This window comes from Providencia sp. PROV150, assembly GCF_028481025.1.
GTDB classification, from domain to species: domain Bacteria; phylum Pseudomonadota; class Gammaproteobacteria; order Enterobacterales; family Enterobacteriaceae; genus Providencia; species Providencia hangzhouensis.
Window position 1 is genome coordinate 55,391 of sequence record NZ_JAMPPJ010000011.1, and the last position, 15,520, is coordinate 70,910.

Annotated in this window: 14 protein-coding genes; 7 read left to right on the forward strand and 7 right to left on the reverse strand. The window is 38.0% G+C overall.

The features are described 5' to 3' along the window. Positions 1 to 39: 39 nt before the first annotated feature. Positions 40 to 453, forward strand: coding sequence for an 8-oxo-dGTP diphosphatase MutT (gene mutT, locus PSE83_RS09395; protein ID WP_004262011.1), 414 nt, complete (start codon positions 40 to 42; stop codon positions 451 to 453). A 69-nt stretch (positions 454 to 522) separates the two neighbouring features. On the opposite strand, the gene yacG is transcribed toward mutT, so the two are convergent. The 7 genes from yacG to ampD form a co-directional block, all read right to left on the reverse strand. Beyond that, complete coding sequence (yacG, locus tag PSE83_RS09400; RefSeq protein ID WP_004262008.1) at positions 523 to 720, reverse strand: DNA gyrase inhibitor YacG; 198 nt, start codon at positions 718 to 720, stop codon at positions 523 to 525. A gap of 16 nt (positions 721 to 736) precedes the next feature. Continuing rightward, complete coding sequence (gene zapD, locus PSE83_RS09405; RefSeq protein ID WP_004262007.1) at positions 737 to 1,495, reverse strand: cell division protein ZapD; 759 nt, start codon at positions 1,493 to 1,495, stop codon at positions 737 to 739. Positions 1,496 to 1,503: 8 nt separating this feature from the next. Continuing rightward, complete coding sequence (gene coaE, locus PSE83_RS09410) at positions 1,504 to 2,109, reverse strand: dephospho-CoA kinase (RefSeq protein ID WP_036958461.1); 606 nt, start codon at positions 2,107 to 2,109, stop codon at positions 1,504 to 1,506. A 149-nt stretch (positions 2,110 to 2,258) separates the two neighbouring features. After that, positions 2,259 to 3,446: a type II secretion system F family protein gene (locus tag PSE83_RS09415; protein ID WP_004262003.1), complete on the reverse strand. Its 1,188-nt coding sequence runs from the start codon at positions 3,444 to 3,446 to the stop codon at positions 2,259 to 2,261. 1 nt (position 3,447) lies between these two features. Beyond that, on the reverse strand, positions 3,448 to 4,848 hold the full coding sequence (locus PSE83_RS09420) for an ATPase, T2SS/T4P/T4SS family (protein ID WP_164564925.1): 1,401 nt from the start codon (positions 4,846 to 4,848) through the stop codon (positions 3,448 to 3,450). Positions 4,849 to 4,862: 14 nt separating this feature from the next. Continuing rightward, positions 4,863 to 5,288, reverse strand: coding sequence for a prepilin peptidase-dependent pilin (gene ppdD, locus PSE83_RS09425; protein WP_036958460.1), 426 nt, complete (start codon positions 5,286 to 5,288; stop codon positions 4,863 to 4,865). A 266-nt stretch (positions 5,289 to 5,554) separates the two neighbouring features. Further along, complete coding sequence (gene ampD / locus PSE83_RS09430) at positions 5,555 to 6,100, reverse strand: 1,6-anhydro-N-acetylmuramyl-L-alanine amidase AmpD (RefSeq protein WP_272660826.1); 546 nt, start codon at positions 6,098 to 6,100, stop codon at positions 5,555 to 5,557. Positions 6,101 to 6,205: 105 nt separating this feature from the next. On the opposite strand from ampD, the gene nadC reads away from it, so the two are divergent. The 6 genes from nadC to PSE83_RS09460 all read left to right on the forward strand — a co-directional run. Beyond that, positions 6,206 to 7,108 (forward strand): carboxylating nicotinate-nucleotide diphosphorylase, encoded by a 903-nt coding sequence (gene nadC, locus PSE83_RS09435; RefSeq protein ID WP_094961373.1) that lies wholly within the window; start codon positions 6,206 to 6,208, stop codon positions 7,106 to 7,108. A 739-nt stretch (positions 7,109 to 7,847) separates the two neighbouring features. After that, positions 7,848 to 8,618, forward strand: coding sequence for a pyruvate dehydrogenase complex transcriptional repressor PdhR (gene pdhR / locus PSE83_RS09440; protein WP_004261987.1), 771 nt, complete (start codon positions 7,848 to 7,850; stop codon positions 8,616 to 8,618). Positions 8,619 to 8,789: 171 nt separating this feature from the next. Continuing rightward, the gene (gene aceE, locus PSE83_RS09445) at positions 8,790 to 11,456 is read left to right on the forward strand and encodes a pyruvate dehydrogenase (acetyl-transferring), homodimeric type (RefSeq protein ID WP_004261984.1); all 2,667 of its coding nucleotides are present in this window, start codon (positions 8,790 to 8,792) and stop codon (positions 11,454 to 11,456) included. 13 nt (positions 11,457 to 11,469) lie between these two features. After that, on the forward strand, positions 11,470 to 13,329 hold the full coding sequence (gene aceF, locus PSE83_RS09450; protein ID WP_004261981.1) for a pyruvate dehydrogenase complex dihydrolipoyllysine-residue acetyltransferase: 1,860 nt from the start codon (positions 11,470 to 11,472) through the stop codon (positions 13,327 to 13,329). Positions 13,330 to 13,533: 204 nt separating this feature from the next. Next, entirely contained in the window at positions 13,534 to 14,961 is a 1,428-nt protein-coding gene (gene lpdA / locus PSE83_RS09455) for a dihydrolipoyl dehydrogenase (protein ID WP_094961375.1), read from the forward strand. A 290-nt stretch (positions 14,962 to 15,251) separates the two neighbouring features. Further along, a partial coding sequence (locus PSE83_RS09460) for a hypothetical protein (protein ID WP_198633645.1) occupies positions 15,252 to 15,520 on the forward strand: 269 nt, incomplete at its 3' end.

Below are 15,520 nucleotides of genomic sequence, written 5' to 3' on the forward strand. Positions count from 1 at the left end.
AAAAAAGGCGGGGTAACCCGCCTTTTTGACGAAAAAATTATGGAAAAAAAACATTTGCATATCGCGGCTGGGATTATTCGTAACCCCGAGCAAAAAATTTTTATTACTAAACGACCAGAAGGCACGCATATGGCTGGTTTTTGGGAATTTCCCGGTGGGAAACTTGAAGTTAATGAATCTCCTGAAGCCGCTTTAATTCGCGAACTTGAAGAAGAAGTTGGAATTGTAGTGACTAAGAACGAGTTATTTCATCGGGTTGACCATGAGTTTGATGACCGTTTCATTACACTCTATTTTTTTATGGTATCTTCATGGGAAAATGAACCGTATGGCAGAGAAGGGCAGGATTCGCGTTGGGTTTCTCAGCATGAGCTTAAAGCTGAAGAATTTCCCCCAGCAAACCGTATCATTGTTGATTTATTAACACAGAGAAGTGATCAACATAATAGCTGATAATGATATTAAGTGGAAAATACACAATAATATATTTTCCACTTAATTTACGATGTCACGACTTATACACTATTTATCTGGTTGTTCACTCCAGTCATCGCTGTCAGAAATATCCCCTTGACTCGCAATTCGTTTTTCTTCACTAGCCCATTCACCAAGGTCAATAAGTTGACAACGCTTACTACAAAATGGCCGGAACGGGCTATTTTCATTCCAAACAACTATTTTTTTACATGTAGGGCAATTAACTTCAATGATTTCACTCATAAAAATATTTCTCTAGCTAGCAACAGGATAACTCAAAATTAATAATATCGGGGAGTATACCATTCTCACTGTCGATATGTAGAAAACGTAGTGCGAATCGTGTTTTGTGGCCAGAGATTTGTGGGTATACCAAGTGTTCTGCAGTTAACTTGATGCGTAGTAGTTCTTTACCTTCTACGTTGTCTTGATAAAAACCATTATGAGACTCTTTTTGTTCAAAGATTCCATTTTGCCGAATTAGTGTTAGAACAGCTTGCAATGCATCATTGAGTGGGTCGAGGCTTTGCAACCAGCCACTAATGACCTTGTCTCGTTCAGTTTGTGGAATATTTAACCAAAGTTGTAAAGTCGGTAGGTCGAAACTACAACAGCCACCAGGAATACTCAAACGTTGGCGTACCATACTAATAATTTTATCTGTACGTAGATGGTGGCCAAAGCGTGCTGCGGACATTAAATTGGATGTTGTTTCTGATAATTGTTTTAGTAATGTAGATATTAATTGGTTATCAGCGTTAGGAGCTTCTGCCCAATTAGATAGCCGAGTTCGTTGTTTTTCTAGTTCTTTTATAAGCTCAGAACGAACCTCTCCTCTATCTAGGATTTCAATTAATTCTGAAACTGAGCGAAAAAAAGCAATACCAGTAGAGTAGGAGGTAATATTACTTAACTCATAAATTTGAGATAAAAGTGTTTCAAGGCGCAACCACGAACGAATTTTTTCATTCATTGGGTATTCATAAGTAATTAAATTTGTTGTAATTAATTCGCCCATTTTAATTCCTATTTTTTTATTCTTGCTAGTGTTAAGTACTGGTTATGAAGAATTGCTACCTTGTCAGAGAGATCCGTGCCATGAGTATGGTTTGTTATTATATCGTTGGCATGACTAAGTCGTTTTTCACGACTAACTTGTGCATTAAGTATATTAGTTACTTGTTCTAAACTGGTCTTATCTCTTTTTAGGGTTCGTTGAATTTGTTCTTCGACAGTAACATCAACAACTAATACCCTATCAGCCAAATGATGAATATTATTTTCAATTAATAAAGGGACTACCCATAATACATAAGGGTAATCTATTTGTTGAAATTGTTTTTGCGTTTCTTGTTGAATCAATGGATGAAGTAGAGCATTCAGCCACTTTTTTTCATTGGGCTTAGAAAAAATAATGTCTCGTAAGCGTTGCCTATCTAGGCACCCGTTGGGAAGAATAATATCTTCACCGAAGTGATATCTAATACTTTCAAGGGCTGGGCTGTTAGGCTCAACAACCTGTCGTGCAATCACATCGGCATCAACTAGGGGGACTCCAAGTTTAGCAAACTCGTTTGCAACTGTTGTTTTACCACTTCCAATACCACCTGTTAAAGCAACTATATAAGGCATATGATTATTCATTTACTCGTTGAAAAAAATAGATTACACTGAAATAAATCATTTGTCTTCATCCAAAGTAATATACTGTGAATAGTTTAAAAAAATATTATATAAAGTTGTTAGGATAAAATGTAATATTCATATCCACATGAAATTATTTATAGTTCAGTTATAACGTTACCTAAATTAAATATCGGTAGATACATTGCTAACATGATCATACCTACTAAGATGGCAATTAAAAGGAGTAAAATAGGTTCAATATTTTTTAGGTTTTTTTCAGTAATAAAAATATATTGCTCTGAATAATATTTGAATAAATACTTTGAAAAGTAGTGTATTTTTCCAGATTCTTCTGCAATAGACATTAGCTGTACAGATAAATCAGGAAAGAACTTGGTTTTCTTCATAGCATGGGACAGTAACTCTCCTTTATGTACCGATATATGCACGTGTTCACAGTCTTTTTTATATTGATGGTTATTGATAGTTTGAATTGTGCATTTTAAACATTCGGATAATGATAACCCTACGTTAATTGTTGAGTGCATCGTTAAAAAATACAAACTTAAGTTATGGAGTTGTAATGATTTTTTGAATATCGGTAGGTGAATTATTGTGTTTTTTAATAAAGATAATGTTTTTTCTTTGAATTTAAATACGAGAGGGAGAGAAAGTAAAAGAAAAGAAAATAAGTAAACTAAGTACTCTCTTAGAAAGCTTGAAATAAAGGTTATGATTTTTGTAACGAGAGGTAATTCGTGTTTGGTATTTTGATAGATGTTTTCAAATTGAGGAACTACATAGACCATCATAATGATTAATAACATTATTGAAAATGAAGAAAGAATTATTGGGTATCGTATCGATTTACTGATGAGTAAAGACACTTTATTATTATGATCCAATATTGAATTGATTGTACTAAAACTTTGTTCGTATTGCCCTGTTTTCTCGGCAATGGTAATAATGCTTATTATAGTATCATTAAATATTGTTGGGTGCTTCTTCAAATACTGTGAAAACTTCTCTCCTTTTTCTATATGAACTATCGAGTTTTCAATAATATCAATCCAAAAAGGAAGTTGGCAGTTGGTATGTAATATTTTTAAGCATTGTACGAGATTAATACCTGATGATGATAATAAAGATAACTGGTGGAAGAAATGAATTCGATAATTAATATTCTTTTTGTCCAATGAAAATAATGTTTTTAACTTTATTTGTACAGGAATTAAATTTCTTTCAGATATGTTGATGAATGCATGTTTTTTGCTTTTTGCTATTAATGTGCTGTATGTTAGTTGATTGTTAAAATCAATGGCGATATATGAATAAATAAACATGTTAATTTACTCCATTTCCGATGATAGAATAGATTTCTTGGAGAGTTGTCTCACTCATTTCAACGAGCTCTATTCCTGCATTAAAAAGGTTAACAAAATTACTTTGATTTTCTAATGTATTTTTTGTCAGTATTTCGCTAATATTGCTTTGATCTATATATTCATAAACTGCGGTTCTTCCCATAAAACCAGAAAAACATAGCTCACACCCCTTTGAGGACCATTCATTAATTACATAGTTATTGTGTAATTTAGTTTTCTTAGGTGTTTTTTCTTTGCAGTGAGGGCAAAGTTTTCTTACTAATCTTTGTGCAATAACCATTTTCAAACATGATTTAAGTTGACTATTTTCTACTCCTAATTGGTTCATTCTCTCTATTGCACTGAATGTACAATTGGTATGCAATGTCGACAAAACTAGATGGCCAGTTTGCGCAGCTCGAGTCGCGATCTTAGCTGTTTCTTCATCACGAATCTCACCGATCATAATGACATCAGGGTCTTGTCGCAGTAGCGCCCTTAAAATAGAAGAAAAATTAAGTTTATATTTTTCATTGACTTGAGTTTGGTTGATTCCTTGTAATGGAATTTCAATTGGGTCTTCAATGGTTGTTATATTTCTTGAGGACTGATTTAAATATTCTAAGTAGCTATAAAGAGTTACTGTTTTACCGCTTCCTGTCGGCCCTGTGACTAAAATTAATCCTTGTGGACGATTTAAATACTCTTTTAATAACTCTAGAAGGGAAGAGCACATCCCTATGTGCTCTAAAGAATATTTTAATTGTGTATTTAAAATACGTAAGACCAATTTTTCCCCATGAATTGTCGGAATACTCGAAAGACGGATGCTATAGTTTTGTCCATCAAAGTACCAACTCATTTGGCCATCTTGTGGAAGTCTTTTCTCCGCGATATTCATTTTTGCCAATATTTTTATACGAGCAATAATTTCACTATTAATTTCGTAAGGTGGAGAAGGAATAAAATATAACTTTCCATCGACACGTAATCGAATTTTTAACCCTTGCTTAGTCGGCTCAAGGTGTATATCTGATGAGCGTTTATGAACCGCTGTTTTTAATAGCTCCTCAACAAAACTAATCGCAGGAGATGAAGTGCGTAATAGTTCGGGTTCTGGAGATTGATAACTACTTTCTTCCTCCTTTATTTCATGTATTGTATTATTAAAATAATGGTCTATTTTTTCTTTTGGCCAAATATCATAGCATACAGGGACACTAGCAATAAATTTTAATGTGGCGATCAAGTTGTCATCTGGTTTTTTAACAACAGCTATAGATAACCGTTTTTGATTATAATCGATGATTATAATGTAATTTCTATCACATATACTCTTAAGTTCTTTATAAATAAACTGCTCGTTTTTAGTCATGTTCATATAAATACTTCCAGTTAAAACACAAAGGTTTTATTACATAATGACTTCAATTTGGCATTATCTTTGTTTTCGCAAACAACTGTCCAATTAAAGGGGTTGCCTATGCTAGGAAGGGTTGGTGTTAATGTGACTTTTAAGCCTGATAATGATTTGTCAGTAGAAAATGTAATAACCCCAGATTTAACTTCTATTTTACTAATGTATTTTCCAGTTATATTGGTAGGGATATCATCATTGCCTCCATTACATTGTGATAAACTCCCTCGATTAAAGCTACATATTTCAACACTGTTTTTATATGGGATAACAGTCTGGAGTACATCAGTAATTGCTGCTTTTTGCATATAGCTTTGATAGCCAGGGATAGCAATAGCACTTAGAATTGATATAATTGCAATTACTACCATAATTTCAATGAGTGAAAATCCTTGTTGATTCATAAATAAAACCTCCGTTGTTAAGTGAGGTTTCATCATAATTGTATTTTTAAGTTAAAATTAGAGTTTCAAAAAGGTAGTGCGAAATGATTTGTGATTTTTTATTGAAATGTACGTGGGGTTTCATTTTTCTTCGAGCAGCTTCGCAAAAAAAATAATAAAGAAAAATAGAGGCTGGAGTTCAGTTATAAATTAAGAGAAGATAAGTTTATATGTTTTTTATTAGCGGGTAAATTGAATAAAGATATTATCCGCTAATAATTATAAAGTTAATAATTGTTTAATTTATTCTTATAATATCCCCAATCAAAAAATGGGCCGGGATCCGTTTTACGACCAGGAGCTATATTACTATGACCAGTAATATTATTTTTAATTAGTAGGTATTCAAGTATAAGTAAATTAGTTAAATAAGTAAGGGATTGATATTGTTCTTCTGTAAATGGTTCAAAATCAGTGCCTTCTAGCTCAATACCAATAGAAAAGTCGTTACATTTTTCTTGGCCTTGGTAGGAAGACTGCCCAGCGTGCCAAGCCCGTAAATGAAAGGGGACATATTGAATGATTGCACCATCACGGCGTATTAGGCAATGAGCTGAAACTCGAAGATGTCTGATTTCATTAAAAAATGGGTGTTCATCAGGGTTTAAAGTCCCTGTAAATAATTGGTTTATATAAGGGCCACCAAATTGTCCTGGAGGAAGGCTGATATTATGAATAACTAGAAGAGAAGGTATGGTATTAGAGGGGCGCTCATCATGATGTGGAGAAGGGATATGAGTCACATTATTTAGCCAACCATTGTGTATTTTCATATCGTTATCCATAGTATTCTCTTTTCTTTTTTGTTAACACTCGTTATCTGCGAACGAAAAGATTAGCATAGATGAAACAAAGCGAGTGCATATTTTGGAGTTAAAATGACTATACGGCGATATGATGAACAACAAAGACGTAAAATGCTTCTTGAGCGGTTACAGGTTGACATTCCTTTTATGGTCAGTGTTGCTTTGAAAGAAGATTTAGGTCAATCTGTTGATTATAAAAAAGATATTACTGGTCAGCTGTTAAATGTAGGCACACAAGCGAGTGCTCGAATTATTACTCGTGAACATGGCGTTTTCTGTGGGAAACAATGGTTAGATGAAGTTTTTCTTCAACTTGGTGGGCAAGTCAACATTGATTGGAAAGTTCAAGATGGTGAAACCGTTACCCCTAACCAAGTTCTCTGTGAGATGCATGGCCCATCACAAATTTTATTAACAGGTGAACGCACCTCTTTGAATTTCATTCAAACGCTTTCTTCTGTTTCAAGTATAACTGCCGAATATGTAAAACAAATCACAGGTACAAGAGCGAAGTTACTTGATACCCGTAAAACTATCCCTGGTTTAAGAACCGCTTTAAAATATGCGGTATTGATGGGGGGAGGGTTTAATCATCGTCTAGGTTTATCGGATGCTTACTTAATAAAAGAAAACCATATTATATCCGCAGGTTCAGTCGAACGAGCTGTTGAATTAGCGCGTAGCGCCCATCCGGATGTCCCAATTGAAATTGAAGTAGAAAGCTTAGATGAGCTATTACGAGCTTTAAAAGCGAATGCTGATATCATTATGTTGGATAATTTTACTCCAGTTATGATGAAAGAAGCGGTAGTGTTAACGGCAGGAAAAGCGGCACTTGAAGTTTCTGGCGATGTCACATTAGAAACGATAAAAGAGTTCGCAGAAACAGGGGTTGATTTTATTTCTGTTGGGGCGCTAACCAAACATATTAAAGCCATGGATTTGTCTATGCGTTTTATTGATAAGAATAGGTAAGTGATCCGGTTAATACACTCAGGGTGCCTTAACTGGGCTCATTAATCTTAGTGTTATTGATGAGACCTATACATTAGTCACCTATTTACGTTAATGCGTTAAATAGGTGACTAACATCTGACTCACTCGTTACCAAATTGTATTTTGGCATTGATTTAACTATTTAATGGGTTACAACGAAATATTTTGTAGCTCCTAGCTAATCGAATCTCGAAACCTTATCGCATTTTCCGTGCCACCTATAAATTGAAACATTACAGTGCTATTTTATTTTCGACATCAATTTTATTCTAAAATAATAGATAGGCTTGAGTGTAATTTAATCAATAAAATTTGAGTTAAATTTAAAACCACTTGCAATTTTAACATTTTATTAACGTTGTTGTATTCCAAACGAGTAAAGACTGCAATTAATGAGTTAATTTGATTTTAAATGCATTTTTTTTAAATTTAAATTCACTGTATTGATTGCTTTAACGGTTCAGTTTTTGCATTTTAGCATAAAAAATCGTTTTTAATGTTAAAATTTGTCATGTCAAATTGCATGTTAAGTTATCAATTCATGCTAAATTTTAAAAAAAATTGTTAAGATTTGCAGGATTTTATGATTTAGCGCAAGGTCTTTATGGACAGATAGTGAATACTTTGTTACTTTATTAACCCATAAATAAATTGGTATTACCAATTAACACTGGGTAATACGTAATCAATAATTACTCACTCATGAATATGGCAGATTATGACTTACGGTAAAATTCGCCAACCAAAGTTATCAGATGTAATAGAGCAGCGTCTCGAACATCTTATTTTCGAAGGGACATTACGCCCTGGCGAAAAGCTGCCTCCTGAGCGCGAACTTGCAAAACAGTTTGACGTATCTCGACCATCAGTGCGTGAAGCAATTCAAACATTAGAGGCGAAAGGCCTTTTATCTCGCCGCCAAGGTGGTGGAACATTCGTGCAAAAGAAAATGTGGCAAAGCTTTAGTGACCCTTTAGCTCAGCTACTTGAAGGCAATCCAGAATCTCAATTCGATCTTCTTGAAACTCGTCATGCCCTTGAAGGTATTGCTGCGTATTACGCGGCACTCCGTGGTACAGATGAAGATCTCGAACGGATTCGACAAAGCTATGAATTAATTAAGACAGCGCAAGAAAATGGCGGATTAGAAGCAGAGTCAGATGCAGTATTACAATATCAATTAATTGTCACTGAAGCTGCTCATAACGTCGTTTTGCTACATCTATTGCGTTGTATGATCCCGATGTTAGAACAAAATATTCGTCAGAACTTTGAGTTCTTATATACCCGTAAAGAAATGTATAAAGCAGTTAGTGAACATCGAGCACAAATTTTTGCCGCTATAATGGCAAGAGAACCAGAAAAAGCACGTGAAGCTTCTCATCGCCATTTAGCCTTTATCGAAGATTTACTGTTGGATATTAGCCGAGAGCAAACTCGCAGAGAACGTTCTTTACGTCGGTTACAGCAACATCCTGATTTGAATTGATAATATAGATCCTGACTGCTGCGTCTATATTATTGTGAATACTCTAATTGAGAGTTAAAGCGGCAACTACATCAGGGCCTATCTTCCCGCTGTTTTATAGCGACTGGGAAAATAGCAGGAAGATAGGCTCCACATAAACATATAAAATAGATAACAGATAAGGAATACACCATGTCAGATATGTTAAAAAATGACGTGGATCCGATTGAAACTCGCGACTGGCTACAGGCGATTGAATCGGTCATCCGTGAAGAAGGTGTTGATCGTGCTCAGTTTATTATCGAACAGGTATTAAGCGAAGCGCGTAAAGGCGGTGTTAATATTGCCGCTGGTGCATCTGGTCATTCTGATTACATCAACACAATTGCTGTTGAAGATGAGCCGGCATACCCTGGTAACATGGATTTAGAGCGCCGTATTCGCTCTGCAATTCGTTGGAACGCAGTGATGACTGTTTTACGCGCTTCCAAAAAAGACTTAGAACTGGGTGGCCATATGGCTTCTTTCCAGTCATCAGCAACTTTATATGAAGTGTGCTTTAACCACTTCTTCCGTGCGCATAATAACAATGACGGCGGGGATTTAGTCTTCTTCCAAGGCCACATCTCTCCAGGTATTTACGCACGTGCGTTCTTGGAAGGCCGCTTAACTGAAGAGCAAATGAACAACTTCCGTCAAGAAATTGGTGGAAATGGTCTGTCTTCTTATCCACACCCTAAATTAATGCCTGATTTCTGGCAGTTCCCTACGGTATCAATGGGTCTGGGTCCAATTAATGCTATTTATCAAGCGAAATTCCTGAAATACCTTGATAACCGCGGACTGAAAGATACATCAGCTCAGCGCGTATATGCATTCCTTGGTGATGGTGAGATGGATGAGCCAGAGTCTAAAGGTGCAATTACTATCGCAACTCGCGATAAATTAGATAACTTAGTATTTGTTATCAACTGTAACCTGCAACGTTTAGATGGACCAGTTACAGGTAATGGTAAAATTGTTAATGAACTAGAAGGTATCTTTAATGGTGCTGGCTGGCAAGTTATCAAAGTTATGTGGGGCGACCGTTGGGATGAATTACTGCGTAAAGATACAAGCGGTAAACTTGTTCAATTAATGAACGAAACCTTAGACGGCGACTACCAAACCTTTAAATCACGTGACGGTGCATACGTTCGTGAACACTTCTTTAATCGTTACCCAGAAACTGCAGCATTAGTTAAAGATATGACTGATGATGAAATTTGGGCACTGAACCGTGGTGGTCACGATCCGAAGAAAGTGTATGCTGCATTCAAAAAAGCACAAGAAACTAAAGGCAAACCAACTGTTATTTTAGCGCAAACCATCAAAGGTTATGGTATGGGCGAAACTGCAGAAGGTAAAAACATTGCTCACCAAGTGAAGAAAATGAACATGGATGGCGTTCGTCATTTCCGTGATCAATTCAATGTACCCGTTGCTGATGAGCAAATTGAAAAACTGCCATACATTACGTTTGAAAAAGATTCCGAAGAGTACAAATATCTGCATGAGCGCCGTCAAGCGTTAGGTGGTTATTTGCCAGCTCGTCGTTCAACCTTTGATGAAAAATTGGATATCCCTGCACTGGCAGATTTCAGCCAATTATTGGAAGAGCAATCTAAAGAAATTTCAACAACTATCGCGTTCGTTCGTGCGTTGAATGTTATGTTGAAAAACAAATCGATCAAAGAGCGTTTAGTTCCAATCATCGCTGATGAAGCGCGTACATTTGGTATGGAAGGTCTATTCCGTCAAATCGGTATCTATAGCCCTAAAGGTCAGCAATATACTCCGCAAGACCGTGAGCAAGTTGCTTACTATAAAGAAGACTCTAAAGGTCAAATTCTGCAAGAAGGTATCAATGAGCTGGGAGCAGGTTCTTCTTGGTTAGCGGCTGCGACATCATACAGCACTAACAACTTGCCGATGATCCCATTCTATATCTACTACTCAATGTTTGGTTTCCAACGTATTGGTGACTTGATGTGGGCAGCGGGTGACCAACAAGCACGCGGTTTCTTAATCGGTGGTACTTCAGGCCGTACAACCCTGAATGGTGAAGGTCTACAGCATGAAGATGGCCATAGCCATATTCAATCACTGACTATCCCTAACTGTATTTCTTATGACCCAGCTTTCGCTTATGAAGTTGCGGTAATTATGCAAGACGGCTTAGAGCGTATGTACGGTGAGAAACAAGAAAACGTTTACTACTACATCACGACGCTGAACGAAAACTACCACATGCCAGCAATGCCAGAAGGCGTAGAAGAAGGTATCCGTAAAGGTATCTATAAACTGGCTTCGGTTGAAGGTAGCAAAGGTAAAGTTCAGCTGTTAGGTTCAGGTTCGATGATGCGCCACGTGCGTGAAGCCGCTGACATCTTGTCTGCTGAATATGGAATTGGTTCTGATGTCTATAGCGTGACTTCATTCACTGAACTGGCACGTGATGGCCAAGATTGTGAGCGTTGGAACATGTTGCACCCATCTGAAGCACCACGCGTTCCATACATTGCTCAAGTTATGAATGATGCACCAGCAGTTGCATCAACTGACTATATGAAACTGTTTGCAGAACAAGTTCGTACTTATGTTCCTGCAAGTGATTACCGTGTTCTGGGTACAGATGGTTTCGGTCGTTCAGACAGTCGTGAAAACCTGCGTCACCACTTTGAAGTGGATACATCCTATGTGATCGTTGCAGCGTTAGGTGAATTAGCTAAACGTGGTGAGATTGATGTAAAAGTCGTTGAAGAAGCGATTAAAAAATACAACATCAACCCAGATAAAGTTAACCCACGTTTGGCATAAGAGGTAAAAATCAATGTCTATTGAAATCCAAGTGCCTGATATCGGTGCTGATGAAGTTGAAGTCACCGAAGTGATGGTTAAAGTTGGCGACAAAGTAGAAGCTGAGCAATCGCTTATTACCGTTGAAGGTGATAAAGCTTCTATGGAAGTCCCATCTCCACAAGCGGGGGTGGTAAAAGAAATTAAAATTGCTGTTGGCGATAAAGTGACAACAGGCAAATTAATCATGGTATTCGAAGCGGAGGCGGGTGCAGCAGCTCCTGCACCTGCAGAAGCCCCTACAGCTCCAGCGGCAGCGCCAAGCGCAGCTGCATCTAAAGATGTTGCTGTTCCAGATATCGGTGGCGATGAAGTTGAAGTTACTGAAATTATGGTTAAAGTCGGTGACAAAGTAGAAGCTGAGCAATCTTTAATTACTGTTGAAGGTGACAAAGCTTCAATGGAAGTTCCTGCACCATTTGCTGGAACGGTTAAAGAAATCAAAATTGCAACCGGTGATAAAGTTAAAACCGGCTCATTGATTATGGTCTTTGAAGTTGCAGGCGCAGCACCTGCGGCGGCTCCAGCTGCACAAGCTGCTGCACCAGCGGCTCCAGCAGCATCAGCAATTAAAGATGTTAACGTTCCAGATATCGGTGGTGATGAAGTTGAAGTCACTGAAGTCATGGTAAAAGTGGGTGATACCGTTTCTGCTGAGCAATCAATCATTACCGTTGAAGGTGACAAAGCGTCAATGGAAGTTCCTGCGCCATTTGCTGGAACAGTTAAAGAAATCAAGATTGCGACTGGCGATAAAGTGAAAACTGGCTCGCTGATCATGACTTTTGAAGTGGCAGGTGCAGCGCCTGCAGCGGCTCCAGCAGCTCAACCGTCTGCTCCGGCTCCAGCGGCAGCTCCTGCACAAGCAGCGCCAGCGAAAGCAACTGACAGCAAAACTGAATTTGTTGAAAACGACGCATATATCCATGCAACACCGGTTATTCGCCGCTTAGCGCGTGAATTTGGTGTTAACTTAGCGAAAGTTAAAGGTACAGGTCGTAAGGGCCGTATCCTGCGTGAAGACGTTCAAGCTTACGTGAAGGATGCCGTAAAACGTGCGGAAGCTCCTGCAGCTGCGGGTGGTGGTTTACCAGGTATGCTGCCATGGCCGAAAGTGGATTACAGTAAATTCGGTGAAGTTGAAGAAGTTGAACTGGGTCGTATCCAAAAAATCTCTGGTGCTAACCTGAGCCGTAACTGGGTAATGATCCCGCACGTTACGCTGATGGAAGAAGTGGATACCACTGAAGTTGAAGAATTCCGTAAGCAACAAAACAAAGAAGCTGAGAAGAAAAAACTGGATGTGAAAATCACACCATTAGTTTTTGTCATGAAAGCTGTTGCTCGTGCTCTGGAAGAAATGCCACGCTTTAATAGCTCCATTTCTGAAGATGCACAGCGTCTGTTCCTGAAAAAATATATTAACATCGGTATTGCCGTAGATACGCCAAATGGCTTAGTTGTTCCTGTCTTCAAAGACGTTAACAAAAAAGGCATTTTAGAGCTATCTCGCGAACTGATGGAAGTTTCTAAGAAAGCGCGTGCAGGTAAACTGACTGCGTCTGATATGCAAGGTGGTTGCTTCACGATTTCAAGCCTTGGTGGTATCGGAACTACCGGTTTTGCACCTATCGTGAATGCACCAGAAGTTGCAATTATGGGACTGTCACGTTCTTCAATGAAACCTGTTTGGAATGGTAGCGAATTTGTTCCTCGCCTAATCCTGCCAATGTCACTGTCCTTTGACCATCGTGTAATCGATGGTGCTGATGGAGCTCGCTTCATCACCCTAGTAGGGCAATTAATGAGCGATATTCGCCGTTTAGTGATGTAAATAATAAGACCGGCGAATAGGCCGGTCTGTTTTATTTAGGCTGAGGCAGAATTTTTTGCTGCTGCTACGAAAGGTTGGGAGTTACATCACGAAATGAGCCTTTTCAGGGTGTTAACAATTCTGTAAACTGCTCTCGGTGTGTACTTTTCCAGTGGAAGATCGTTTATTCAGCAGTACCGCTGGACAAAACAAAAAGAGGTCATGATGAGTACTGAAATTAAAGCCCAAGTCGTTGTGCTTGGTGCAGGCCCTGCAGGCTATTCTGCGGCTTTCCGTTGCGCTGACTTAGGTTTAGAAACTGTTTTAGTAGAACGTTATTCAACCCTTGGTGGTGTTTGTTTAAACGTTGGTTGTATTCCTTCTAAAGCTTTACTCCATGTTGCAAAAGTGATCGAAGAAGCAAAAGCTTTAGCAGAACACGGCATCGTTTTTGGTGAGCCAAAAACTGACATTTCCAAAGTTCGCTTATGGAAAGAAAAAGTGATTAATCAGCTGACGGGTGGTCTGGCTGGTATGGCTAAAGGCCGTAAAGTTAACGTAGTTAACGGCTTCGGTAAATTCACAGGTGCCAACACGCTGGTTGTTGAAGGTGAAAACGGTAGCACAACTATCAATTTCGATAACGCAATTATTGCTGCGGGTTCCCGTCCAATTCAATTACCATTCATTCCACATGAAGACCCACGTATTTGGGACTCAACCGATGCATTAGAACTGAAAGAAGTTCCTGAGCGTCTGCTGGTTATGGGTGGGGGTATCATCGGTTTAGAAATGGGAACTGTGTATCATGCACTGGGTTCCCAAATCGATGTGGTTGAAATGTTTGACCAAGTCATCCCAGCGGCTGACAAAGATGTGGTTAAAGTATTCACCAAACAAATCAGTAAAAAATTCAACCTACTATTAGAAACTAAAGTAACAGCCGTTGAAGCGAAAGAAGACGGTATCTACGTTTCTATGGAAGGCAAAAAAGCTTCCGCAGAGCCGCAACGTTACGATGCTGTATTAGTGGCAATCGGCCGTGTTCCTAATGGTAAAAACTTGGATGCAGGCAAAGCAGGCGTTGAAGTTGATGACCGTGGCTTTATCCATGTCGATAAGCAAATGCGCACTAACGTTCCTCATATCTTCGCTATCGGTGATATCGTTGGCCAGCCAATGTTAGCTCACAAAGGTGTTCACGAGGGGCACGTTGCCGCAGAAGTTATCTCTGGTCTGAAACATTACTTTGACCCGAAAGTGATCCCATCAATCGCTTATACTGAGCCAGAAGTTGCATGGGTTGGTTTAACTGAGAAAGAAGCGAAAGAACAAAATATCAGCTACGAAGTTGCGACTTTCCCATGGGCAGCATCAGGCCGTGCAATTGCATCTGATTGCGCCGAAGGTATGACTAAGCTGATTTTCGACAAACAATCTAACCGTGTTATCGGTGGGGCTGTTGTCGGTGTGAACGGTGGTGAATTACTGGGTGAAATCGGCCTAGCAATTGAAATGGGTTGTGATGCTGAAGATTTAGCATTAACTATCCATGCTCACCCAACACTGTATGAATCAATCGGTATGGCTGCTGAAATTTACGAAGGTAGCATTACTGATTTACCAAACGCAAAAGCGAAAAAGAAAAAATAATTTTCTTTAATCGCACAGATAAACAGTATCTCTAGTATGCTGTTTATCACCAAAGCGAATTGAAGCCAATGTGGAAACACGTTGGCTTTTTTTGTTTTTGTGAATATAAACAATCAGCCACATGTCTTTATCCAATTATTTATTAAAATCAATATTAATCATTTTATAAGTAATATGTATTTAATTTTAAATAACTGAATATTTTTTAGTAAAAACGGTTAGTTGACTATAAAAATATTAAATTCTAATTTCTTTATTCTGTTTTTTATAACTAATAAGGAAGTTAGTTTATGGATGGTGTGACAGACCTAGGTACAATAACGGTATGGGGAGGTAACCCTAGACCGCATTTCAATGATTATTTTAATAATTATGATAATGCTCATGAAGATATTAATTTAACTGGGAGGTATGAAAAATTAAAAAGTATTTTACATGAAAATCTTTATGATAATATAAAATTAGCTAATATCCATGATGATGTTGATAATCACAAAGTCGATATTTTTAAAAATCCTTCGATTAAAATTAAGGAAGATTTAAAATCTAAACAAACATT